The organism is Ruegeria sp. D3 (genome assembly GCF_056534465.1).
The window spans coordinates 28,364-53,524 of sequence record NZ_JBQFPK010000012.1; the positions used below are offsets into that span (position 1 = coordinate 28,364).

Below are 25,161 nucleotides of genomic sequence, written 5' to 3' on the forward strand. Positions count from 1 at the left end.
ATCAAACCTTCGGCAGCGGCAAACATCCCGGCAGGCGCGCCGGCAAAACCAGCCTTGCTCCGCTGGCGTAGAGCGATTTGGCGAACCCCGACATGTCCGAGGCCACTGTCACACTAAACCGCGAGGCCGTCAGCACCGCTGTGTCGTCAGGAAGGTTCCGAAGTAACCCGTCCTGCGGTAGCACCACGACATAGGCCGGAGCTTCGTCCGTCAGCAGGGCAACGATTACAAGCGTCGCTATCCAGCCCAGCAACACCATGGGCAAGGTGGTTAGGATCGACTTAATAGTCATATACGTGTTCCAGCGTCAGACCCGAGCTCTCTAGCTGGCGCAGGGTTTCGAGAAGAGCCGGAACCTTTACCACGATCAGATGCCGATAATCCCCATATCCCTGACGAGGGGTACTGAATACGGAACCTGCTGTGGTTGGTTGATCCGAAATAGCGGTGAACATTATGTCGTCATTACCCGCGATCTCGACCACTTCCAGCCCGTCGCGGGCCATCTGAGCCAACAGATTGGTCAGGGTACGGTAGCGGGGAGTTTCAACTTCAGTCCCTTCTGGTCGAATGGCGATGACCTTAACATCCGTATAGCCAGTGATGTCCTCATCTGCGGTCAGGATCATTCGCAGGGTCAGTTCATCGGTGCCCACCTGCGCCACGGCTTGTTCAATTACGCCAGCATAGGCGTCTTTCGCCGTATACTCCAACCCCAGCGCAATGGCCCGTTCGCTGTCACGCAAAGATCCGGTGGATTGTTCCAACAGGGCTTGTGCGTCTTCGGTAAATGGCCATTTGTACCATGGAACCTGCTGCAGAAATTCTGCATATGCAGAGGCTTGTCGCGCAGAAAGATCGTCAAGTGGTGCTCGATCAGGTTCGCGCAGTGCGGCAAACAGGCGGCCCAGAGTTTCTTCATAGGCAGCTTTCATGGCCAATTCGGCGGTAAAGCTGGTGCCGATAACGTAGACCATCTGTTTGGTGGGCCAATCAATCTCACCATGGGCCGAGGCGTTTTCAGTCAGGGCACAGAGCGATGTCCAGAATCCGGTGATCCCCTGCCAGAAGCCGTAATCATGCGGGTCTCCCGTGCTGATAACCTTGGCATAGTCATCATAGGCATGAACGATATGCCATTCGGGATAGGTCATTAGCGTCCGCGTTTCCGGGCGGTGATGATCCGGGGGCAGAAGCGAAGCGTATGATTGCGGCTGTGCGGTGCCTTTGCAGCTTGTTTCGACATAGATGATGGGTGCGGCCAGTGCGATCACGACCACAACAATGAGCAGAACCAGGCGCCGAAGCCAGCGCAGAAGAAACCTCACGATGATCTCCTTGCGTCACGCAGTCCGGCCCAGGCGGCGATGCCGCCCAATGCCAGATGCGGAAGATTGGCAAAGATACGCCCCAGCGACAGGTCTATCCCGGCCGACGGATTGGTGAAGATGCCCATGTCCAGATAGCCGTAGCCGGTGAAAAAGCCGAAGACGCCATCGCCCAGATAGGCCAGCCCGAACAGGATCAGGAACGTGCGCGCCGCTTTGTGCGACATGAGCCCCGCGATCAACGCCCACAATGCCGAGGCCACGTGTAGCGCGTCGTCATAGATATCCAGCGCGAAAATACCGAAGGCCAGCCCGTTTTCATCGGTCAGGCCGGGCACATAGTTCAACGACGCCGCAATCATCAGCGCGACGAAATAAGCGATACATAGCTTTTGAAGGTTCGTCATACTTGCCCCAGATAGCTGTCCCAAAGGTTGTTTCGCAGCACCAGTTGCGGGTCAAGCGTACGTTTGACCCGCGCGAATTCTGCTGCGCGCGGATAAGCGGCTGTCAGTTGATCCAGCGTGGCATGCGGGCGGTAGGGCAGGTAATAGGCCCCTCCGATCTCGACAATTCGGTCAATCAGAGCGCGAGTCATGCGGGCCATGTCAGCCTCGCCCCGTTGCGTCATTTCCTGGCTGAAAGACATAACAGCGGCGATCCGGGGTTCCGAGGCAAACGACAGCACTGCCTGATCATCCTGTGCAACATAGCGCAGTGTGACATTCAGGAATTCCTGATACGAGGCCGGTATCACTTGGCGGCAAGCAGTCAGGAAATCATCAAAGGCGTCGAAGCCCACGAAGTATTCGTGCAGGATATCCGTGCGATCCGGGTTACGGTCATCCAGCGTGACGACGGGTTCGTTGATCAACGAGTTCCGTGTCGCCTCGCCGCCGCTCAGGGCCGGGCCCAGCTTGGTTTCGTTCCACCAACGGAAGGTCTTGAATGCCTCGCTGCCCAGTTGCGCCCGATAAAGACGGCTGGCTGCATGTGACATCCAGCCCGATCCTGCCGCAGGGGGCAGGTCCGACTGATCATCCGTTTCGCGATAGGTGATCAGCAGGGCGTGTTCGAAGAACGTCTCGCGTTCAACATTCAGGCGACCATAGGCCATCGTGACAGCTGGATCTTCGACAGCCGCTTTGAAGCTGTCGGCAAAAGCGGTCGCCTCCATCACGTCAAAAGACGGTGTCAGTCGGGTATTCGGGACCATCTCGACCTCAAGGTCCACGATTATGCCGATCAGCCCGTAGCCACCCATGCCGAGGTTGAACAGATCGGCATTTTCGGTGGGTGAACAGGTGACAAGCTGTCCGGATGGCAACACCATGCGCAATGATCGCACCGTAGATCCCATAGGACCGAAGGGCACCGGCCATCCGTGTGCATTGACCGAATAGGTCGCAGCAACGCCGAAATCATGGTTTGACTGCATGACCTTTGGCGAAAATCCTGCAGGGTCCAGCGCCGAGATCACCTGAGACCACCGCGCGCCCGCATGCGCCAGATAGGTCTGCGCGGTACTGTCCATCTGAACAGAGCCATTATCGAAAGTCAGCGCCGTGCCGTTGCGTGGAATGGCCTGACCGCCCATCGAGTGTCGGGCCGCGCCCACATTGACCGGTCGCCCATCTGCCTGGGCCCGCGTCAACTCATTTCGAATTGCGGTCACAAGCGCGTCGCCGGCATCCTCGGTCATGACCAGATGTTTGTGGATCGGGGTCGGTGACAGGCCGCTGGCATCGTTCATGATCTTCGCGTCTTGGGGCGCAAAGGTGCGGTGCGTTCCGTTATAACTTGGCAAATCGGCACCAAGCCAGCGCGACAGGCCCCAACCGGCCACCCCTCCGGCGGCAAACAAGGCGGCTCTTCTGGTGAATGTGCTCATGAATCGGCCTCGTCAGGTCGTGCGTTTGAAAAGGTTTGCAATATCTCGATCAGCGCGGCCTGAAACGCCTGTGGGTCTTCAAGCTGAGGGATATGTCCCACGCCCGAAAGCGCCCTGTACTGCGCATCGGGGATCAAGGTCAGCAATTCTTCGGCCTGTTCCAACGGCGTCACGGTATCTTCGACGCCCCAGATCAGACCGACCGGCAATTGCAGCGCCTGCCAGTTCTCAGCTCGGGTGCTGAGCGCATTTTGGGGCGGAACCAGCAACTGGGGCAACCAGTCTGCCACCGCGTCAGTATATCCGATGCGGGCCATGGGTTCTTGCAAGAGCGCAGTGACATCATCTGTCGCTGCGGACTTGATGTGCAGGAAGCTGCGCAGGAAAGCTTTGGTCAAAATCGGGTTCGAAACCGTGGCCGAGGCGATAAACAGGCGCACAGTGTCGCTTTGCAGGTAAATCGGGGTCTCGGTTGGTGGATCATGCCTGCCAAGGGCTATCGCTCCATTCACTACAACAAGACCCGACACCAGATCAGGGCGGCGCATCACGGCTTCGACAACGGGGCCTGCCCCAATAGAATGCGCGACGGCTATTGGCTGGTTGTCCAACGCCTCAAGCAGGGCGATCACACGATCGGCTTGTTTGGGGCGGCTGTAATCGCTGTCCTCAGGGTGTTGTGACCATCCAAACGGGGGCATATCAAACGCGATTGCGTGAAAGCCTGCGTCCGCGACGGAATCGAGCGTAGGAAGCCACAGGCCGGACCAGGCCGCCGTACCGTGCGCAAACAGGACTGGAACGCCAGTGTCAGGGCCACGTTCCAGCTCAAAAACGGCACCTTCGGCTGTCTCGATCAACTGGCCGCCCAATGGCAGTTCCTGCCCCAAAGCGATGGTTTCGCGTTTGTTTGCAACAAGGCGCAGCCCGATCAGAACCATCGCCACAAGGACCAAACCCGTAAAAACAAATCTAAAAAACACACGCATTGAATTTATAGTTGGGCGCTTGAAGTTTTAATGCAACCGAGGAAAACCTTACCATTCCAAAGCGTGTGATTTTGGCAAAAGCTGACAGATCTCCGGCAGCTTGCTAGGGTAGTTTTACTTTTAATCGGAGTTTTTTTGCATGCTTTTCATAACCAACAGATTCCCGACCCAAAGCATTCGTACCCGACGCGGGCGCCGGTTCACTTTTGACCTCAACAACAATGCGCCGTCCAATTCGGTGTTCTATTGCGAAAAGGGTGAAGACGAACACCATACCGAAATCACAAGTGCCGAATTGTTGCGGCGGGTCCGTGACAGCGATTGCCGCCAGATTCTGCTATACCTGCATGGGTTCAACAACCTGCCTGACGATGTCTTTCGCACCACAGCCGAGCTGCAACGCCTGTGTGATTTGGCCGATCCGGGCGAAGTGATGGTGCTGCCACTTATCTGGCCCAGTGACAACGAGCATGGGATCGTTCAGAAATACTGGGACGACCAGAAATCCGCAGACCAAAGCGGGTATTCCTTTGCGCGAGTGTTAGAGCGGTTTCTGGAATGGCGCAACAGCGCCGAGAATGAACCTGACGTGGCCCCGTGTCTAAAGCGGATCAACCTGCTGGCGCATTCAATGGGCAACCGCGTGTTGAGGCAAACGCTGATCGAATGGGACCGCTATGATCTGGCCTCGGGCGTGCCGCTATTGTTTCGTAACACGTTTATGGTTGCGGCTGATGTGGTGAATGAAACGGTGCACGAAGACGAACCGGGAGTTCTGGTCAGCCATGCGTCGCGCAATGTGGTGGTTTATTTCGCGTCAGACGATCTGGCGCTGCGGGCCAGTAAGGCGGCGAACCTCAAGAATAAAGTGGCCTCGCGGCGGTTGGGGCACACAGGCCCCGAAAACATCGATCGAACGCCACGCAACGTGTTTCAGGTCGATTGCGATGACGTCAACACGCGCTATGATAGCCCGACAGGTCACAATTATTTTGGGCCGGTCACGCCGGGCGGTGAGCCCGGACAGGTGTTCAAGCATATCTTTGACTGTATTCAATCCGGACGTGTCTTCCCCCATGAGGAATATCGAAGGTCCGTTATTCTGCCTTAACCCTAGACGATGAGTAGACCCTAATAAGGTCTATGGATGAATTTCATGGCTATCTATCCGTTTTGATCACAATCTGGTGTTGCAACTGTGAAAATGATCTGGATGATCAGGACCACCAAGGCCACGGAATTGGCCTGCCGCCTGGAATGGCGGCGCTAACAATAAACGGGGAGATCAAAATGATCCTGAGAAACTTGATGTTGGCTGCCAGCGCCACCGCGCTGATGGCCACGGGTGCTTCGGCTGAAACCCTGCGCTGGGCGCGCGCTGGTGACGCGCTGACGCTGGACCCGCATTCGCAGAACGAAGGTCCGTCGCACACCATTCGGCACCAGATGTACGAGCCGCTGATCATCCGCGACGTAACCGGCGCGTTTGAGCCCGCGCTGGCGACCGAGTGGGGGCCCAAGGCCGATGATCCGAATGTCTGGGTTTTCAAGCTGCGCGAAGGTGTAAAGTTCCACGACGGTGCTGATTTCAACGCCGAAGACGTGGTGTTCAGCTTTGAGCGCGCCAAGCAGCCGAACTCGGACATGAAAGAGCTGATCGGCTCGATCACCGAAGTGCGCGCGGTTGACGACTACACCGTCGAGATCGTTACCGATGGTCCGAACCCGATCCTGCCGTCGAACCTGACCAACCTGTTCATTCTGGACAAAGGCTGGGCCGAGGCCAATGACACCGTCAATGTGCAGGATTTTGAGGGTGGCGAGATCACCTATGCCACCACCAACGCCAACGGCACGGGGCCGTATAAACTGCAAAGCCGCGAGCCTGACGTGAAAACCGTGATGGTGCGCAACGACGACTATTGGGGCATCGACCAGTTCCCGATGGAAGTGACCGAGATCATCTATACTCCGATCCAGAACGCTGCGACGCGTGTGGCAGCGATGCTGTCGGGCGAGGTGAACTTCCTTCAGGATATGCCCGTGCAGGATATCGAGCGCGTCAACGGTGCGGATGGCCTGATGGTCAAGCAAGCGCCGCAGAACCGTGTGATCTTCTTTGGTATGAACCAGGGCTCGGATGACATCGAAGCGGACAACGTGGACGGCAAGAACCCTCTGGCCGATGTTCGTGTGCGTCAGGCCATGTCGATGGCGATCAACCGTGATGCGATCAAACAGGTCGTGATGCGCGGCCAGTCGCAGCCTGCGGGCATGATCGCACCGCCCTTCGTGAACGGTTGGACCGCTGATATGGACGGCGAATCCTCGACCGATCTGGAAAAGGCCAAGGCCCTGATGGCCGAGGCAGGCTATGGCGACGGATTCTCGCTGCGGCTGGACTGCCCGAACGACCGCTACATCAATGATGAGGCGATCTGTCAGGCGGCCGTCGGTATGCTGGGTCAGATCGGCGTGACTGTGAATCTGGACGCCAAGCCGAAGGCGCAGCACTTCCCGCTGATCACCGACAGCAAGACCGACTTCTACATGCTGGGTTGGGGTGTGCCGACATATGACTCGGAATACATCTTCAACTTCCTGGTCCATGGTCGCGAAGACGATATCGGCACGTGGAACGGCACCGGCTATCAGGACGATGCGCTGGATGCGAAGATCAAGTCGCTGGCCTCGAACACCGATCTGGACGCGCGGAACGCCGACATCGCCGACATCTGGCGCGTGGTGCAGGACGAAGCGCTGTACATCCCGATCCACCACCAGGTTCTGAACTGGGGTATGGCTGATGGCGTGGGTATCGAAGTGGATGCGGAAGACCAGCCGAAGGTCAAATACTTCACCATGAACTAAATCGGTTCGATTGCGAACAAGGCAGGGCGCGGTTTTCGCGCCCTGTTTTTTGTTTCGACCTGAGATTTCCTTGCGCAGGCGAAAAAAACCAAGAAAACTTGAACGCAGAGAACACGGAGAGACAAAAATGATCCTTAGAAACAGTGCCATTGGCCTGGCCCTGCTGGTTGCGAGCAGCGTTCAGGCGGCCGAGTTCAAATGGGCCTCGACCACCGATCCGCAGACTATGGACCCACACGCCGTCAACTCGGCCCCGGTTCTGGGTTTTCTCAACAATGTCTACGAAGGGCTGGTGCGCCGCGGCAAGGACATGACAGTCGAACCCGCGCTGGCCGTAAGTTGGGAGCCGATCGGAGAGGGTGAAGGCTGGCGATTCAAGCTGCGTGAGGGTGTGACCTTTCACGACGGCAGCACGTTCGATGCGCAAGACGTGCTGTTCAGCTATCAGCGGGCCTCGGGTGAGGCGGCGGATACGCGCAGCTGGTTTGCGCCGGTTAGTGAGGTGATCGTTGTCGATGACTATACGGTCGATATCATGACCTCGGCTCCGAACCCGCTGTTCCCGTCCTCGATCGCCAACTGGATGATCATGGATCAAGGCTGGACCGAGGCGAATGACGCCGTGGTGCCTGACAAGGAGACCGGCAACTACGCCACGATCAATTCCAACGGCACTGGCGCGTTCAAGGTGACGGCCCGCGAACCGGGGCTTAAGACCGTGTTAGAGCCGCATGGCGACTGGTGGGGCGAGGTTGAACACAACATTACTCGCGCCGAGTTCAACCCAATCCAGAACCCAGCGACTGCCGTTGCGGCGCTGCTGTCGGGTGATGTCGACATGATCAACCCTGTCCCGATCCAAGACGTTGCACGCCTGAAGGAAAACGCCGATGTGGACGTCATTCAGGGGATCGAGGCGCGCGTGATCATGCTGGGTTTCGATCATGAAGCCGAAACGTTGAAATACACCGATGACGCGGGCAAACCGAACCCGTTCCGTGATGCGCGGGTCCGTCAGGCGGTGGCGCAGGCGATCAATGTGGATGCAATTCTGGCCACGATCATGCGCGGCAATGCCGAAGCCGCCTCGCAACTGGTAAGCCCGGCTATGAGCGGCTATTCCGCCGCCAATGCAGATCGCCCCGCCTTTGATGTCGAAGGTGCCAAGGCGCTTCTGGCCGAGGCGGGCTATGGCGATGGGTTCTCGTTCGGGCTGAAGTGCCCCAATGACCGCTATCTGAATGACGAACCGGTCTGTCAGGCCGTCGTTACCATGCTGGCGCAGATTGGGATCACGGCGGAACTGGATGCCATGCCCGTCCGCAACTACTGGCCAGAGCTGCGCGAGGATAACTACGACATGTATATGCTGGGCTGGAGCCCCGGCACATTCGACGCCGAACACCCCGTTCGCTTTCTGGTAGCCACGCCGAACGAGGAAAAGAAGCTGGGCAGCTGGAATTTCGGCGGCTACTCGAACGAACGGGTGGATGAACTGTTGCCGATGATCCAATCTGAGCTGGACGCGACGAAGCGTCAGGCCATGCTGGATGAGGTGACGGCCATCTATCAGGACGATCATGTCTATGTGCCGATGTATGTGCAGCCTCTGGTTTGGGGGACCGGCAGCAATATCGACCTGACACAACGCCCGGATAACTTCTTCATCCTGCGCTGGGTTACGGTGAACTGACCGCATGGGCGTTATGATTGCCGGGGTCTACCACGTGGACGACCCCGCCCCAGACACTTCGCTTGACGGTGCATACCGTCGTCAGGCGTCGTCCATCCGCAACGCTCTGCCCGACGGTCCGTACGGGCCGGGGCGGTTCCACCTGTATGCCGCGTGGAATTGCCCTTGGGCGCATCGGGTCCTGCTGACGCGCGCCGTTAAGGGATTGGAGGAGTTGATCACCGTCGCCTATGCCCGCCCGCGCCGCACGCCGGACGGTTGGGTGTACGACACCGATGGTGACTATGCCGATCCTCTGTTCGGTGTCACCGCGTTGCATCAAGCCTATGCAAAGGTTGATCCTGCTTATACTGGGCGCATCACCGTGCCTTTGTTGTGGGATCGCGCCGAAAACCTCGCGGTGTCGAATGAATCCGCGGATCTCGTGCGCATGCTTGGCACGTTGGAAGGCTATGGCCCCAATCTGGCCCCGCCAGACAAGTTGGATCAGATCAACGCCTGGAACGATAAAATCTATCCGCGCCTGAACAATGGCGTCTATCGCGCCGGTTTTGCCCGCACGCAAGAGGCGTACGAGGCCGGGTTTCACGACGTCTTCGCCATGCTGGACGAGATCGAGGCGCATCTGGCCACTAATCGATACCTGTGCGGCGACGATCTGACCGAGGCCGACCTGCGCTTGTTCCCGACACTGGCGCGGTTCGATGTGGCCTATCACTATGCCTTCCGCTGCAATTTGCGGCGTCTGGTGGACTATCCGCATCTGTGGGGTTATGCGCGGGATCTGTATGCCCGACCTGAAATAGCCCGAACAGTGAAACCCGAGATCTATAAGGCCGGATATTTCTCACCCTCCGAGTTGCGAAACCCGCTGGGGATCGTGCCATTGGGGCCACAGATAAACTGGGCTGAACCACAGGATCGGGTCAGCTTGCCCTCTGCGACATCTTGACCATTTGGACAGGGCGTGCGTAGAGAGGCAGATCAACGGGGAAACTAAATGTTCGCATATATCGTTCGAAGGATGTTCCAATCCGTGATCGTGCTTTTGGTCGTGGGTCTGGTCGCTTTTTCCATGTTCCGATTTGTCGGCGATCCGATCGACAACATGCTGGGGCAAGAGCGCACCCAGGCCGATATCGACCGGCTTAGGGGCGAGCTTGGGTTGGATAAGCCCTTCCCGGTCCAGTATTTCAAGTTCCTGCAAGGGGCCGTTCAGGGCAATTTTGGCGTCTCTTATCGCCAGGGTCGTCCGGTTTCGACCATCATCGCAGAACGTGCACCCGCGACGCTGGAACTGGCCTTTGTGTCAGGTTTCCTGGCCATCACGATGGGCATTGCTCTGGGCGTGTTCACAGCGATCCGACGACAAGGGATCGCGGCGAATGTGATTATGACCGTCAGTTTGATCGGGGTTTCGTTGCCGACCTTCCTGATCGGGATTTTGCTGATCTATATCTTCTCGGTCGAACTTGACCTTCTTCCCAGCTTCGGGAGGGGCGAAACCGTTATGATTGGGAACTGGTCTACGGGCTTTTTGACGTCGTCGGGCCTTAAGGCGTTGATCCTGCCTGCGATCACGCTGGGCCTGTATCAGATGACGCTGATCATGCGGCTTGTGCGGTCCGAGATGCTGGAAGTGTTGCGCGCCGACTACGTTCGTTTTGCCCGTGCCCGCGGATTGTCGGACCGGGTGATCAACTTCCGCCACGCGCTGAAGAACACACTGGTGCCGGTGATCACCATAACCGGATTGCAATTGGGATCGATCATTGCGTTCGCCATCATCACCGAGACGGTGTTCCAATGGCCGGGCGTCGGTCTGCTGTTCATCAACGCGATCCAGTTCGTCGATATCCCCGTCATGGCCGCCTATCTGATGCTCATTTCGGTCATGTTCGTTACGATCAACCTGATTGTCGATCTTCTTTACTATGCTATTGACCCGCGCCTGCGTGTCGACGCGAGGGCCACATGACCGATATTCTCGATACCCCCAAAGCGCCGGAAAAGTCGCGGTTCGCCAAGTTCTGGGACGGCGACTTCGCATGGTCCTTTCGGCATTCACCTGTGGCTATTGTCGCGACTCTGGTTGTCGCCATACTTGTGCTTTCGGCGATCTTTGCGCCGCTGATCGCGCCCTATAATCCGTTCGACCCGTCCTCACTGAACCTGATGAACGGGTTTACGCCGCCCGGAACACCCAACGCCTTTACGCAGGAAACCTTTCTGCTGGGCACCGACGACCAGGGGCGCGACGTATTCTCGACCATCCTGTACGGGATGCGCGTTTCCCTGTTCGTGGGCGCATCTGCCGTGCTGTTGGCCTTGATCATCGGCATCGTTCTTGGGCTGGTCGCGGCTTATTTCGGCGGCTGGATTGAAACGCTGATCATGCGGGTCGCCGATGTGCAGCTGACTTTCCCGGCCATTCTGGTCGCCATGTTGATCTTTGGTATCGCCAAAGGCGTCACCCCGCCGGAATACCGCGATGAGATGGCGATCTACGTCCTGATCGTCGCCATTGCGCTGTCTGACTGGGTCCAGTTCGCCCGTGTTGTGCGTGGTGCGGCGTTGGTCGAGAAAAACAAGGAATACGTCCAGGCCGCCCGTCTGATCGGGCGCGGATCCTTTCCGATCATGTTCCGTCACATCCTGCCCAATGTCCTCAGCCCGGTTCTTGTGATCGCCACGATCTCGCTGGCTTTGGCGATCATTGCCGAGGCGACGCTCAGCTTCCTCGGCGTGGGCGCCCCACCGACCCAGCCTTCTCTGGGGACACTGATCCGCATCGGGCAGGGCTTCCTGTTCTCGGGTGAGTGGTGGATTCTGTTTTTCCCGGCCTGCACCCTTCTGGCGTTGGCCTTGTCTGTGAACCTGCTGGGCGACTGGCTGCGCGACGCGCTAAACCCCAAGCTGCGGTGATTTCATGAGCCTTCTGACGATCAATGACCTGACGGTCGAATTCCCGACCCGCCGCAAACTGTTCACTGCCGTGGACCATGTGGACCTGTCGGTGGAGCCCGGCGAAATCCACGGTCTTGTGGGCGAATCCGGGGCCGGTAAATCCACCATCGGTGCGGCCATCATGGGCCTGCTGGATCGCCCCGGCCGTATTGCCAGCGGCACCATCCGGCTGAGCGGTGATCAGATCAGCGGTCTGGACGCCGACGCGATGCGTGGGCTGCGCGGCAAAAAGATCTCGATGATCTTTCAGGATCCGCTGACCTCGCTGAACCCGCTGTTCACCGTGCGAGAGCAATTGGTCGAGACCATTCAGGCGCATCTGGGTGGCTCGGACGCCGAGGCCAATAAACGCGCCCGCGATCTGATCGACCGCGTGGGTATTCCCGACCCTGACACGCGGCTGGATCAATATCCGCACCAGTTCTCGGGCGGGATGCGGCAGCGTGTGGTGATTGCTTTGGCGTTGTGTACCGAGCCGGACGTGATCATCGCGGATGAACCAACCACGGCGCTGGACGTATCGGTTCAGGCGCAGATTCTGGACCTGATCAAGGAACTGGCGACCGAACGTCAGGTAGGGGTCATCCTGATCACCCACGACATGGGCGTGATTGCCGACACCACCGACAAGGTGACGGTGATGTATGCGGGTAAAGTGGTCGAAAGCGGCCCTACGTCTCAGGTCATGGGCCAGCCGAGCCACGAATACACCAAGTCCCTGATCGCCGCCGTACCGCGCCCAACACTCAAACTGCACCGGTTTCCGCAGATCAGCTATGGCGGGCGCGAAACCCGCTTTGCGATCGAAGACATGGCCCGCCACTGGCCCAAGGTGGACAATGACACCAGCAAGCCGGTGTTTGAAATCCGTAACCTGACCAAGAATTTCCTGCAAAAGCGCGGACTTCTGCCGTGGGACCGCACCTATTTCACCGCCGTCGACGATGTCAGCTTTGATATCCGCGCCGGTGAGGTGTTCGGGGTCGTGGGTGAATCCGGCTCGGGCAAGTCCACCGTCGCGCGGATGATTGCGGGGCTTTACCCTGTCGATGGCGGTACGATTACATTCGAAGGGCAGACAGTCAGCGATCTGACCAACAAGGCCGCGCTGGATGCTTATCGCAAGAACATCCAGATGATCTTTCAGGACCCGTATTCCTCACTCAACCCCCGGATGCGGGTGGATGAGATTGTGGCAGAGCCGATCCGTCATCACAAACTGATGGACGGTGCTGACATCAAGCGCCGTGTGGATGAGTTGCTGGATCAGGTTGGGCTGGGTCATGAGGCTGGGCTGAAGTATCCGCATGAATTCTCGGGCGGTCAGCGTCAGCGGATTTCCATTGCACGCGCGCTTGCCACGCAGCCGCGCTTCCTGATCTGTGACGAACCAACCAGCGCGCTGGACGTGTCTATTCAGGCCCAAATCCTGAACATTCTGAAGGATTTGCAGGAGCATCTGGGTCTGACCCTGCTGTTCATCAGTCATGACCTGCCGGTCGTGCGCCAGATGTGCGACCGAGTTGCCGTGATGAAACAGGGCAAGGTGGTAGAACTGCAAGAGACCAACGATCTGTTTGCCAATCCGCAGACTGAATATGCAAGCGAACTACTTCGGCTGATGCCCAAACTGGACGATCTGTCCACCGAAGGGCTGAGCCCCGAGGCATGAACACCACAATCCGACCCGCCCGGTACATCAGACCCTGAAGGGTTTGTCGTGCCGCGGGGAGGTGCCGTTACGATAAATCACATGTCAGATTTCTGACAGCGGGCATGTCATACAAAAAAGCTATGATGCATATTCTAAAGAAGTAAATCTCAATACAGTGACCGGGCCAAACCGCTTTTCAAAAAGGCCGTGCCCGATGACTTCTTTGCCCCGCCCGCAACTTGGTGAGCCTTACTTGCTGACACCGGGTCCTCTGACGACGTCATATACCGTGAAACAAGCGATGCTGCGCGACTGGGGTAGCTGGGATAGCGACTTCCGCGCCATGACAGCCGAACTGCGCGCGCGGCTGCTGAGCCTGCTGGGCGACGGGCACGAGGCATATAATTGCGTTCCGATGCAGGGCTCGGGCAGTTTCGCGGTCGAGGCGATGCTGACCTCTTTCATCCCGCAAGATGGCAAGGCGATAGTGCTGGCCAACGGGGCTTATGGCAAACGGGCGGCGCAGACGCTGGACTATGCCGGGCGGGCCTGTGTTGTGTTGGACAAGGGCGACTATCTGCCGCCGCGTGGGGTCGAAGTGGCACAATTTCTGGCTGATGATCCGGCGATCACCCATGTGGTTGCAATCCATTGCGAGACCAGCTCAGGCATCCTGAACCCTCTGCACGAGATTTCACAGGCCACCGAAGCGGCGGGCCGCAAGCTGTTGATCGACAGTATGTCGGCTTTTGGTGCGATCCCGCTGTCCCCCAGCGAATATACGTTCGAGGCGATGGTTTCCTCGGCCAATAAATGTATCGAAGGCGTACCGGGTTTTGGTTTTGTGTTGGCCCGCAAAACGGCGCTGGCCTCGGCCAAGGGGAATTGCCCCTCGCTCAGTCTGGACCTGTACGCGCAATGGGACGCGATGGAGAAAACCGGCCAGTGGCGCTTTACCCCACCGACTCATGTGGTTGCCGCCTTTCTGCAAGCATTGAACGAACACGCGGCCGAGGGTGGCGTGGCCGGGCGCGGCGCGCGTTATGCGGAGAACCGCGATGTGATGGTCGCGGGGATGCGCGCGCTGGGGTTTGAAACCCTGCTGCCGGATGCGTGGTTGTCGCCCATCATCGTGACATTCTTTTGCCCTGCCGATCCGCGTTTCGAATTTACGCGGTTCTATGATCTGATGAAGGAACAAGGCTTTATCATCTATCCCGGCAAACTGACCGAGGTGGACAGTTTCCGCATCGGCTGCATTGGCCGCATGGATGCCGAGGTCATGCGCGCTGTTGTGGCGGCAGCGGATCATGCGCTGAAACAAATGGGGGTGCGTAGCGCCGCACCGCCTGCAGCGGCAATCGCATCACGGATGGCGCAAGTCGGACAAATGACGGAAAAACCGTCGAAATGACGGAATAATCGATAAGTTCGTCAAGATTGCCCCTGCGGACCGAACAGCCGTGCCTTCATACTTTCCCAAAACGAAAGAGGAGGCGCGTTTTGAGCTGGAATATTTGTGTCATCGGAGCAGGCAAGATCGGTCAGATGATCGCTGCCCTGCTGAAATCATCATCCAACTACTCGGTCACAGTGGCCGACCGCGATCTGGCCGCGTTGTCGGGATTGAACCGGCAAGGTATTTCCACACGGCAGATTGACGTCACCGATGCGGTGCAACTGACCAAGGGGTTGGATGGGTTCGACGCGGTGATCTCGGCCGCGCCTTTCTTTCTGACGCCGCAGATCGCCAAGGCGGCCAAAGATGCCGGTGCGCATTACTTTGACCTGACCGAGGATGTCGCCGCCACCGATGCCGTGCGTGATCTGGCCGAAGGCAGCGAAACCGCCTTCATGCCGCAATGTGGTCTGGCGCCGGGTTTTGTCGGCATCGCTGGGGCGGCGCTGGCGGCCGAGTTCGATACACTGGACAGCCTGCATATGCGGGTAGGGGCGTTGCCTCTGTTCCCGACCAACGCGCTGAAATACAACCTGACATGGTCCACCGACGGGCTGATTAACGAATACTGCAACCCTTGCGACGCGATCGTGAACGGCGCACGGGTCAAGACCGCCCCGCTGGAGGATTACGAGCGGATCGGCCATGACGGGGTGGAGTATGAGTGTTTCAACACCTCGGGTGGTTTAGGTACGCTGCCCGAAACGCTGGACGGCAAGGCGCGGGCCGTGTCCTATCGCTCGATCCGGTATCCCGGACACTGCGATATCCTGAAACTGTTGCTGAATGATCTGGGGCTGGAACGTCGGCGCGATCTGCTCAAGGATATTTTCGAGACCGCCCTTCCGCGTACGGATCAGGATGTGGTGCTGGTTTATTGCACTGCCAAAGGCCAGATCGACGGGGTACTGCGCGAGAAATCCCTTATCAATAAAAGCTATGCCCGCACCATCAACGGCCAGACTTGGAGTGCCATTCAAGTCACCACCGCCGCCGGTGTTCTGGGTGTGGTCGATCTGATGCGCACCGGTGCGCTGCCTTCCAAGGGCTTTGTCCGGCAGGAACAAGTGGTCCTGTCCGATTTCCTAAACACCGAATTTGGCCAGCTGTACCGCGCTGGCGATGCAACCCAACAAAACAAGGCGGCCTGAGATATGAAAGACATCGTGATGACTGCGCAAACAACCCTAGCCAATCTGGACCTGACAGTCGCAGAACTAACCGGCGGCTCGCTGGCCGTGCATTCGCCCATCGACGGCAGCCTGCTGGCCGAGGTGCATGAAACCCCGGCGGGCGACATGGAGACGGTGTTTGCCAATGCCAAAACTGCATTCAAAGCCTGGCGCACCGTGCCCGCCCCGCGCCGGGGAGAACTGATCCGCCTGCTGGGCGAGGAACTGCGCGCCGCCAAGGACGACCTGGGCGCGCTGGTCAGTTGGGAGGCGGGCAAGATCACCTCCGAAGGTTTGGGCGAAGTGCAGGAGATGATCGACATCTGCGACTTTGCCGTGGGTCTGTCGCGGCAGCTTTATGGTCTGACGATTGCGTCCGAGCGCCCTGGCCACCGGATGATGGAGACGTGGCACCCGGCGGGGCCAGTCGGCGTGATTTCGGCCTTCAACTTCCCGGTTGCGGTGTGGTCTTGGAACGCGGCGATTGCGCTGGTTTGCGGCGATACGGTGATCTGGAAACCGTCCGAAAAAACACCACTGACCGCGATGGCCTGCCAGAAGATCTTTGAACGCGCGCTAGCCCGTTTCGGCGATGCGCCCGACCATCTGCTGCAAACGCTGATCGGCGGTGCCGCGCTGGGCGAGGCGCTGGTGGCCAGCGAAGATGTGCCGGTGATCTCGGCCACAGGCTCGACCCGCATGGGCCGCGCGGTTGCCCCTGTGGTGGCACAACGGTTCGGCAAGTGCATTCTGGAACTGGGCGGCAACAACGCGATGATCGTTGGCCCTTCGGCCGATCTGGAAATGGCGGTGCGCGCAATTGTCTTCTCAGCCGTGGGAACAGCCGGTCAACGCTGCACCACGCTGCGCCGCCTGATCGTACATAACTCAATCCGCGAGGAACTGGTGGGCCGCCTGAAGAAAGCCTATGCCGGTCTGCCCATCGGCAACCCGCTGACCGAGGGCACGCTGATTGGCCCGCTGGTCGATGAGGCCTCGGGCGCGGCCATGACGGCCGCGCTGAAGGCCGCCGAGGCCGAAGGCGGCGCAGTGTTCGGCGGCCAGCGCGTCACCGAGGGCGTGCCGGATGGCGTCTATATGCAGCCCGCTATTGTCGAGATGCCGGGCCAGACGGCCACCGTAAAGACCGAGACCTTTGCGCCGATCCTCTATGTGATGGGCTATGATGATTTCGATAACGCCATCGAGATTCAGAACGACGTGCCACAAGGTCTGTCGTCCTGCGTATTCACCCTGAACATGCGCGAAGCGGAACAGTTCCTGACCGCAGCCGGATCGGATTGCGGTATCGCCAACGTCAATATCGGTCCGTCTGGGGCCGAGATCGGCGGAGCCTTTGGCGGCGAGAAAGAAACCGGCGGCGGGCGCGAAAGCGGATCGGACGCGTGGAAGGCCTATATGCGGCGGCAGACCAATACGGTGAATTACTCGGCTGAATTGCCTCTGGCACAGGGCGTGAAGTTCGACATCTGAACAAGCAGCCCGGCGGCGCAAAACAGCGCCGCCGGATCAATCCGCGAAAAGGTAATCCAGCTGCATGATCGCTTGCGCCTTTTCTTTCGATACACGCAGAAACCGGGCAACCGCAGCCTCGTTCTCGGCCCGCGAATTTGTCTCGCGCAAGCGTGTGTATTCATCAAGTGCGGCGTTTCTGATCAATTCAGATTCATAGGCCAAGGCATTGCGCAGCGTTGGCACCAATGGCGCAACAGTGTCCGCAGGACTATCCACCCCGGCCAATCCGACACGTCGGGCATGACCGATCAGGTAGTCGTCAGAATACTGACATTCTATCTCTAACACATGGGTTTTGGCTTGATCGGCGCAGAAATCCTCGATGATGTCCAGGTTGGCCGGATCGACGCACAAGACCAGAGCATCACTTTCAAAGCTTTCAAACAGCGTCCGCACGACGGCACGCCGGTGGCGCGACCGTTTCAACAATGTTGTTTCTATACCGCCCAAGTCGGGTAATTGGGTATCATCTTCGTTGAACAGGTATTCGACGCAAGGAACATCCGTTTCCGTGGCGATTTGGTCGACAAGGCGCTTGGCGACATGCCATTTTTTGCACACGACCACGAACAGCTCGCGCTCGGACCCCAGAGTATTGCTGGCTTCCCAGAAGCGTTTCCCATGTCGGCGCCCAACGCGGCCACGTCCTGTCAGAAAGCTGTAGAGGTTGCGCCCTTCGTTCGAGATCGGGAAATCAACGCCCTTGGTTGCATAAAGTCGGCCCAAACGTTCTTTCAACTCGTGAGCCTCGGGGCTGATTTTGCGGGCGAACAGGTAATCCTGACCCAACAACATGTCATAGTGATCGTTGTAAAACGTCACGGGCATCCCGTAGTCCGAGAACATCAGGAAAGTGGGGGTGCGGTTGTCGATCTCTTCTTTTGGCACAAGATGGCGCACAAGCGTTTGAAAAAACGTCTCGTCCGGAATCCAGGTGGTTGAGAAAAAACGTTTCACGTCCGGCCTCTGGCGCAGGAAATCCAGGATCATCTCGATCGTGCGTCGGCGCAGACACCACCATTGGCTGCCGATCATCACCTGAATATCCGCCGGAACCTCGCGGGTCAGGCCAAAGCGTTTCTGCAATTCGTATGAGGTATAGAAGGGCCAGCTTTGCGTGCGTTCGTTGAAGAAATGGCGATAGATCAGCCGGTCTTCCTTCATCCCGGTTTTGATCCAATTGCTTTCGAAGAAATCGTGGCATTCCACGATATCCATGTCCTGCTCGGCCAGAAAACGATGCGTGTATTCCGCAGTCTTGATGGCCATGCAATCGCCGGACAGCATGTAGAAATGCGTGGCCCGAGGAAACGCATGCACCGCAGCCTGCAAAGCGTACAGTGTCGCTTGAACCAGGGACCATTCCCCCCAACCGCACTTGATCCGCTTGCCGGCAAAGGTCACATTCGGATTGTCTTTCAGCGCATCCTGTATGCGTTGAAACGCCACCGCATCGGCGCGGGCATCAAAGTGTATAGACATACAGTCACCGGCCGCAGTCAGCTGTTCGGCCTGCGCTATGATTGCGTCCGGATCTTTATGACACAGAAGGATATAGGCAATGCGCGCCATGTTGGTTCATTGTTTCCCATTTTCGCCCGGTGCCACCCGTGATACTGAGGATGAACGATTGAATAAACAGAATATTTTTGGTTTTTTGCAATGAAATGCGAGTGCGGCAAACCGCATAGGAGGCTTGCAGATGGGTTTTCCCGGAACATGGATGACCGAGAGTGAAAGCATGGTGTACCGTGTGGTACCGAAATGCGCCTGCTCGACCATCGGGCAGATCATGTACTATTCGGATCACGGTCAGTTTTTTGAAGGTGACATCCATGACGCCAAGGATGGGATGCACAAATGGGCTTTTGACGGCAGTCAGGGGCCGATCTCGGACAATGTCAGGTCGCATGCGTCTTATGCGTTCACATGCGTGCGCAATCCATACACCCGGATTCTAAGTTCGTTTTTTGACAAGATCTGCGGGATTCAGCGCAACGGAAAACGGTATCGAGGGAACCTGGTACCGACGCTGATCTACAATTACGGAATCGAGGTTGGCGGTGATGACGGAAAGGGTGAGTTCGACCAGATCGCCAGTTTCCGCCGGTTTCTGCTGTTTGCGCGTGATACGATCCGTTGGCGCAGGCCGATGGACCCCGATATTCACTGGTCGGCTATGTCAGGTCATGTCTCGACCTTTATCGTCAACGGCGGGCGATACGACCGAATTTTCTGGACCGAAGCGTTTAATGACGGAATGCAGGACGTTCTGAACCATCTGGATACGCCGCACGGTGTGGACCTGTCCCAGATCCCGCGCTTCAACGAATCCGAAGGCCACGGCCCCAAGCGCGCCCATCCGGTCGAGGATTACTTTGACGATCTGTCGATGCATCTGGTCTATGAAATCTACAAACAGGATTTCGAGCTGTTCAAATATGATTTCAAGAACCCTGCGAACAAAATGCCAATCGGCGAGATTGATCTGGACGAGGTCCACGCCAAACTGGGCGATTGAGGGGCCGTAGGCGCCCCCGGGCAGAGATGCATCTGTCTAGGGCATGATTTGCACATGAGTGCCCACTTTGATCTACGCTGTGCATTGCACAAGCGGAGTCAATGCGCAGAAAGCGGACTTCTCGCAGTTAGGCGAATACCCCCGTGCGGATAGTCATTCGGGCATTGGTAAAGGTCTGAAAAGCAACCACAGCAGGCGAAACAGATTGCGCTTACATTTATGGAAAGCTGCTAACTGGTATCGCTAATTGCGACTTGTTGACCGCAAGGAGGAGAGTACACCTGCTTCTAGTCGCGTCTAGGCTGCTATGCGTGAGGTTTCGTTTGTTGGACTCAAGTTTGACAGGCGCTTTCGCAGTGGCAACATTCTCAGGAGACGCTGGTGAAAACCGGCAACTAGCACAGGAAATCCATCTTTTTCTCGGAGCAGCAAAAAGACAAAGAATCCAGTAAGCCTCGTTCTCGGATAAACTAACGTTTTCGTGCAATTAGCGACGCGTCTTCAATAACGCCATTGCAAGCTCACTTCGGTGTTTCGCCAAAGAAACCTCCAAAATATGCGCTCATTGCCAACAACACACCAACCAGTATCACGATCACAAGCAGTGCCCCGCTACCTTTGGCAAAATATCCCAATGAAACTAAGCCAACCACGAAGATGCCGACCAGAAAGTAGAGTACCGTATTGTCCATCTTTACCCCCGAATGAGTTGTCTAAACTCAACAACTACATGCTCCACAAAAAACGATCCAAAGACCGCTAAAAAAGGTGACGTCAAACCTCTTTCGGTGACTGTCGAATGCCGCTCAGCGTGGCGAACAAGACCGGGACCAGAATCATTGTGAGCATCGTACCCACCGTCAAACCGCCCATGATCGTGACAGCAAGACCGACCCAAAACACGTCAGGCAGTAGCGGTATCACACCCAAAACGGTAGTGGCGGCGGCCAGTACGACGGGGCGAAGTCTTGAGGCCCCGGCATTCAAAACGGCGTCATAGCCCGGCTGACCTTCGGCCAAGTTATCGTTGATCTGATCAATCAGAACGATTGCATTTTTGATCATCATTCCCGCCAGGCTCATGCCCCCGAGCAATGCAACGAACCCAAACGGTGTATTTGTCAGAAGTAGGCTCGGAACAATACCTATCAGCACAAAAGGTACAGTCAGGAAAATGACCAACGGTCTGCGGTATGAGTTAAATAGCCCAACGACAATCAGTGCCATGATCGAAAACGCGGGGATCATACCCGGAATCAAAGACGCTTGCGCGGACACTGTGTCCTCGTACTCTCCACCCCATTCCATGCTGTAGCCCGGTGGCAAGTCAGCCTCCAAAGCTTCGAATTCGGCAAGAACTGCGGCGCGATAACTTGGCAGAGTTACGCTATCGATTGGATTGGCTTGCACAGTCAGAACACGGCGCCGGTCGCGACGATTGATCGCTGGATCTTCGGGCTGAATATTCACGCCGCGTACAACCTGTGCCAATGGGACAGGCTCAACAGAAAACGGAGACTGAAGTTGCAACAGTTCAAAGTTGTCGACGGCTGCCACATCTTCTGCGCCAGGCCGAACGATGATTGGCAGCAACTCGTCACCTTCGCGGTAGAGGCCGACCGAACGCCCGTCAAATGCACGTTTTGTTGTGTTTCCAAGATCTTCATAGGTGATACCGGTCCACCGTGCTCGGTCCTGGTCATAGTCTGGGACAGTTTTCAGGACACGGTTGCGCCAATCGGTGCGCGCCACTTTCGTCCATTGATGCTGATCCAGTATCGCAACTGCTCTGTCACCAATTTCGCGCAGAGTCTCAGGATCAGCATCCGATGGGCCGATGATGCGGTTCTCGAATGCCCAGGTGTTGCTGGGGCCCACACCGAATTGACGTGTGAAAGAGGTCGCCTCAGGCATGTTGGCTGATATCCAAAGCGATATCTCTTTGGTCATCTCGGGAATGTCGCGGTAATCCTCGACATTCACAATGACTTGCGCGTAGGACGGGTTGGTTCCCTCGGGGTCGACCGGCAGGTAGAAACGCGGCGGGCCAGCTCCGATAAAGCTGGCGATGCCGGTCACACGATCGTCCATTTCAACCTTTTCTTCGATCCGTGAGATCGCTTCTAACACGGCTTCAATCCGAGTTCCCTCGGGCGCGTAATAGTCGATCATGTATTTGGTCATCGACGAGGTCGGGAAGAACAGCTGCGTGACAGAGCCAAAACCAACCCCGGCAATGACCAAAGCACCCAAAGCCACCCCGATCGTCAGATAACGCACGCGGATCGCCGCAGCCAGAAAGCGGCGGTAAATCGCATAGAAACCGGTGTCAAAGGTCTCGCTTGCTCCACCTTTTGGCTCCGGTAGCATGGCAACGCATTGCAGTGGCGTAACCGTCATCGACAGCAACCAACTGACCAGCAGCGCGATCCCGACAACTGAGAAGAGTGTTCGGCAGTACTCCCCTGCGCTCTCGACAGATGCAAAGATCGGGTAGAAAGCCATGACCGCGACAAACGTGGCCCCAAGCAACGACATGGCGGGACGCGTTGCGGCTTCAATCGCGGCCTTTGCTCGGTCCATTCCTTGCGACATCCGTACCATCGCGCCGTCCGCTACGACGATCGAGTTGTCTACCATCATGCCGAGCGCAATGATCAATGCACCCAAGGACATGCGCTGAAGATCTATGCCAAGTGCTGCCAAGGGTATGAAGGTGGCAAGGATTGTTAGAATCAGCCCGCTGCCGATGATGATCCCCATCCGAACACCCATCGCCAAAGTTAAAACGACCAGGACGATTGCGACGGCTTGGGCAAGGCTCACAAGAAAACTGCTGACCGCAAGGTTTACGTCATCGGATTGCCAATGAACCCGTTCAACCTCGATGCCCATCGGCAGGCTTGCGATCAGTTCTGATACTCTCGCATCTACCGCCTCACCAACACTGACAACGTTGACCCCAGACTGGAAGGATATGGCCAACCCAATAGATGGAAGGCCATTATAGCGCATCATAGTTATCGGTGGGTCAATGTAGCCTTCTTTAACCTCAACGATGTCGCCCAGCCTTAGCAACTCTGGCCCACGACGTTGACCGCTTTGAGCCTGATCCAGACCACTCGGTCGGACGACTAGATCTGCGATGTCAGTTGGGCTTGTGAAGGTTCCGCTGGGCGCTATGCGCATGCGGTAGTCACCGACGTTTACCCGCCCTGCATCCACGATCGCATTCTGGGTCTGTAACGTGTTGAGAATTGTCTGAGCCGAGACTCCCAATGCGGCCAAGGCTTCTTCCCGTGTTTCCAGATAAATCACCCTGTCGCGTTCGCCCCAAAGATCGACGCGGCCGACACCGTCGATTAACGAGAGCTCTCGTTTGAAATCTTCGGCATACCCATCAAGCTCCTGAGCGGAGAACCCATCGGACGTCATCGCCAGCAGTAGACCGAAGACATCACCGAAATCATCGTTTATGGCAGGGCGACCCGCGCCAGGGGGCAGGTCTGTTTCCACGTCTCTGACTTTCCGACGTAGTGTGTCCCAGATTTGCGGTAGCTGGTCCGACCAATAGTTCGGGCGAATTTCGACTTTAATCGTCGACACACCCGCCCTGCTTTCGCTCGAGATGTAATCAATCTCCTTAATTTCCTGGAGTTTCAGCTCGATCCGTTCTGTGATCTCTTGCTCAACTTCTTCAGGGCTGGCGCCGGGATAGAGGGTGGTCACAACCGCAGTTTTGATAGTGAACTCGGGGTCTTCTAGCTGCCCCAGACTAAAGAAAGCCGAAATGCCGCCCAACGTAAGCATGACTACCGTGAACCAAACGAATTTGGCGTTGCGGATGGAGAACGCCGCGAGACCCATTACTCTGTATCCTCGGAAAGTCGTGAAACTTTTTGGCCTTCTCGCAAAGAGTTCGCTCCGGCAGTGACGACCACATCACCAAATTCCAGACCTTCACTAACGGCCACCCCTTGCGACCGGGGCGTGCCAAGCGAAACCTTCCTTGCCGTTACGGTTTCTGAGCTGGCATCGAATACCCAGACATGCGGATCTGTTTCCCCTTCAGGCACGAAAACCGCGCTGGCAGGAACCATGATCGCATCGAATGGTTCGTGCCCTTCCTTTGGCTGGCCACGGACGCGCCCTGCCATACCCGGAAGAACAATTGCGTCTTCCGGTTGCTCCATAATCAACGTGACAGGGAAGGTTCGGGTCGTCGCCGAAGCCTCTGATCCAATCTCGCTGATTTCCGCCGGTAGAACCACATCCCCCAGAGCATCAAAAGTAACGGTGATGTCTTCAATGTGGGGGATCAGGGCGATGTATCGTTCGGGGATATCGATCACCACTTCGATGCGTTCGGCATCCAAAATGCGCAGCACCGGAGTCTGAGCGGCGACTTCTTCGAAATCTTCAATGTATTTGCCGACAACACGGCCATCGAACGGTGCTGCCAAACTCGTATAGGTTAAATCCAGAGTGGCTCTGTCCAGAGCGCCTTGAACAGAATTGATGGCCGCCTGAGCGGATGTCTCGCCAGCGATAAATCGGTCAAGTGTCGCCTGAGCTGCAACGTCCTTTTCGACCAGCGATCGTTGCCGATCTGTTTGCAACTTGGCGTTCTCAAACGTTGCCTGTGCGCTTGCTAGTTCGGCGGTAAGCCGGTCTACTTCGGCCTGGTATGGGGCTGGATCCAAGGCTGCCATAATGGCACCCTTCGTTACAAGGTCGCCAACCTGAACATCGACGCCAACAACATTGCCCGGTACGCGAAAGGCCAATGAGACTTCGCGCGCGGCCCTGGCTGTTCCGACAAAATATCGGTCATGCAAACTGGAGAGGTCGGAAATCTCGATGGCTCTGACAGGTCGAATAAGTGTTTGGGTCGCATCTTCTTCCTTCTCCCAGCAGCCGGTAAGCAACACGAAGGCAAATAGCCAACCAAAAATTCTCTTCATATCCCTCTCCCGTGCCTTCCGCGTTCCTTACTTCGTCGCTGTGAAGGTGGCCTAACTTGCGGATTTTGCGCCTAAAGCTGTTACAATTGTACGCGCTTACCAAACAAAGTCAAAAA

General features: G+C 57.1%; 20 protein-coding genes. 11 read left to right on the forward strand and 9 right to left on the reverse strand.

The window, feature by feature from the left end; genetic code table 11:
• Position 1: 1 nt before the first annotated feature.
• The 5 genes from ACR0DX_RS16895 to ACR0DX_RS16915 are packed head-to-tail and all read right to left on the reverse strand — an operon-like array spanning position 2 to position 4,208.
• Positions 2–292, reverse strand: coding sequence for a hypothetical protein (locus tag ACR0DX_RS16895; protein ID WP_170353882.1), 291 nt, complete (start codon positions 290–292; stop codon positions 2–4).
• Complete coding sequence (locus ACR0DX_RS16900) at positions 282–1,328, reverse strand: hypothetical protein (protein WP_170353881.1); 1,047 nt, start codon at positions 1,326–1,328, stop codon at positions 282–284. Before ACR0DX_RS16900 ends, ACR0DX_RS16895 begins: the two co-directional genes overlap by 11 nt.
• The gene (locus ACR0DX_RS16905; RefSeq protein ID WP_170353879.1) at positions 1,325–1,735 is read right to left on the reverse strand and encodes a DUF4383 domain-containing protein; all 411 of its coding nucleotides are present in this window, start codon (positions 1,733–1,735) and stop codon (positions 1,325–1,327) included. The genes ACR0DX_RS16900 and ACR0DX_RS16905 overlap by 4 nt, the downstream gene beginning before the upstream one ends.
• Positions 1,732–3,219: an FAD-binding protein gene (locus ACR0DX_RS16910; protein WP_480846815.1), complete on the reverse strand. Its 1,488-nt coding sequence runs from the start codon at positions 3,217–3,219 to the stop codon at positions 1,732–1,734. Before ACR0DX_RS16910 ends, ACR0DX_RS16905 begins: the two co-directional genes overlap by 4 nt.
• Positions 3,216–4,208, reverse strand: coding sequence for an alpha/beta fold hydrolase (locus ACR0DX_RS16915; RefSeq protein ID WP_480846817.1), 993 nt, complete (start codon positions 4,206–4,208; stop codon positions 3,216–3,218). The genes ACR0DX_RS16910 and ACR0DX_RS16915 overlap by 4 nt, the downstream gene beginning before the upstream one ends.
• A gap of 139 nt (positions 4,209–4,347) precedes the next feature.
• Between ACR0DX_RS16915 and ACR0DX_RS16920 the strand changes: the two genes are divergently transcribed.
• The 10 genes from ACR0DX_RS16920 (at position 4,348) to amaB (ending at position 17,518) form a co-directional block, all read left to right on the forward strand.
• Complete coding sequence (locus ACR0DX_RS16920; RefSeq protein ID WP_170353873.1) at positions 4,348–5,319, forward strand: alpha/beta hydrolase; 972 nt, start codon at positions 4,348–4,350, stop codon at positions 5,317–5,319.
• 179 nt (positions 5,320–5,498) lie between these two features.
• Complete coding sequence (locus ACR0DX_RS16925) at positions 5,499–7,079, forward strand: ABC transporter substrate-binding protein (RefSeq protein WP_170353871.1); 1,581 nt, start codon at positions 5,499–5,501, stop codon at positions 7,077–7,079.
• A gap of 127 nt (positions 7,080–7,206) precedes the next feature.
• Positions 7,207–8,772, forward strand: coding sequence for an ABC transporter substrate-binding protein (locus tag ACR0DX_RS16930; RefSeq protein ID WP_170527313.1), 1,566 nt, complete (start codon positions 7,207–7,209; stop codon positions 8,770–8,772).
• A gap of 4 nt (positions 8,773–8,776) precedes the next feature.
• On the forward strand, positions 8,777–9,724 hold the full coding sequence (locus ACR0DX_RS16935; protein WP_480846820.1) for a glutathione S-transferase family protein: 948 nt from the start codon (positions 8,777–8,779) through the stop codon (positions 9,722–9,724).
• A 48-nt stretch (positions 9,725–9,772) separates the two neighbouring features.
• Positions 9,773–10,750 carry an ABC transporter permease gene (locus tag ACR0DX_RS16940; RefSeq protein WP_170353866.1) on the forward strand — a complete coding sequence of 326 codons (978 nt, stop codon included), beginning with the start codon at positions 9,773–9,775 and terminating at the stop codon, positions 10,748–10,750.
• Complete coding sequence (locus tag ACR0DX_RS16945) at positions 10,747–11,697, forward strand: ABC transporter permease (RefSeq protein ID WP_170353864.1); 951 nt, start codon at positions 10,747–10,749, stop codon at positions 11,695–11,697. Before ACR0DX_RS16940 ends, ACR0DX_RS16945 begins: the two co-directional genes overlap by 4 nt.
• Positions 11,698–11,701: 4 nt before the next feature.
• Positions 11,702–13,411 (forward strand): ABC transporter ATP-binding protein, encoded by a 1,710-nt coding sequence (locus tag ACR0DX_RS16950; RefSeq protein ID WP_170353862.1) that lies wholly within the window; start codon positions 11,702–11,704, stop codon positions 13,409–13,411.
• 196 nt (positions 13,412–13,607) lie between these two features.
• The gene (locus ACR0DX_RS16955; RefSeq protein WP_170353860.1) at positions 13,608–14,807 is read left to right on the forward strand and encodes a 2-aminoethylphosphonate--pyruvate transaminase; all 1,200 of its coding nucleotides are present in this window, start codon (positions 13,608–13,610) and stop codon (positions 14,805–14,807) included.
• A gap of 89 nt (positions 14,808–14,896) precedes the next feature.
• A complete protein-coding gene (locus ACR0DX_RS16960) occupies positions 14,897–16,003 on the forward strand; it encodes a saccharopine dehydrogenase family protein (protein ID WP_170353859.1) in 1,107 nt (368 codons plus the stop codon).
• 18 nt (positions 16,004–16,021) lie between these two features.
• Complete coding sequence (gene amaB, locus ACR0DX_RS16965) at positions 16,022–17,518, forward strand: L-piperidine-6-carboxylate dehydrogenase (RefSeq protein ID WP_480846880.1); 1,497 nt, start codon at positions 16,022–16,024, stop codon at positions 17,516–17,518.
• Between the two features lie 36 nt (positions 17,519–17,554).
• Here amaB and ACR0DX_RS16970 read toward each other — a convergent pair whose 3' ends face one another.
• Positions 17,555–19,132, reverse strand: a complete 1,578-nt coding sequence (locus ACR0DX_RS16970; RefSeq protein WP_170353855.1) for a DUF5928 domain-containing protein — start codon at positions 19,130–19,132, stop codon at positions 17,555–17,557.
• 130 nt (positions 19,133–19,262) lie between these two features.
• On the opposite strand from ACR0DX_RS16970, the gene ACR0DX_RS16975 reads away from it, so the two are divergent.
• Positions 19,263–20,081, forward strand: a complete 819-nt coding sequence (locus ACR0DX_RS16975; protein ID WP_170353854.1) for a sulfotransferase family protein — start codon at positions 19,263–19,265, stop codon at positions 20,079–20,081.
• A 521-nt stretch (positions 20,082–20,602) separates the two neighbouring features.
• On the opposite strand, the gene ACR0DX_RS16980 is transcribed toward ACR0DX_RS16975, so the two are convergent.
• From ACR0DX_RS16980 to ACR0DX_RS16990, 3 genes are all read right to left on the reverse strand, one after another.
• Entirely contained in the window at positions 20,603–20,773 is a 171-nt protein-coding gene (locus tag ACR0DX_RS16980; protein ID WP_170353852.1) for a hypothetical protein, read from the reverse strand.
• Positions 20,774–20,855: 82 nt separating this feature from the next.
• A complete protein-coding gene (locus ACR0DX_RS16985; RefSeq protein WP_170353850.1) occupies positions 20,856–23,948 on the reverse strand; it encodes an efflux RND transporter permease subunit in 3,093 nt (1,030 codons plus the stop codon).
• Entirely contained in the window at positions 23,948–25,045 is a 1,098-nt protein-coding gene (locus ACR0DX_RS16990; RefSeq protein WP_170353849.1) for an efflux RND transporter periplasmic adaptor subunit, read from the reverse strand. Before ACR0DX_RS16990 ends, ACR0DX_RS16985 begins: the two co-directional genes overlap by 1 nt.
• Positions 25,046–25,161 lie beyond the last annotated feature (116 nt).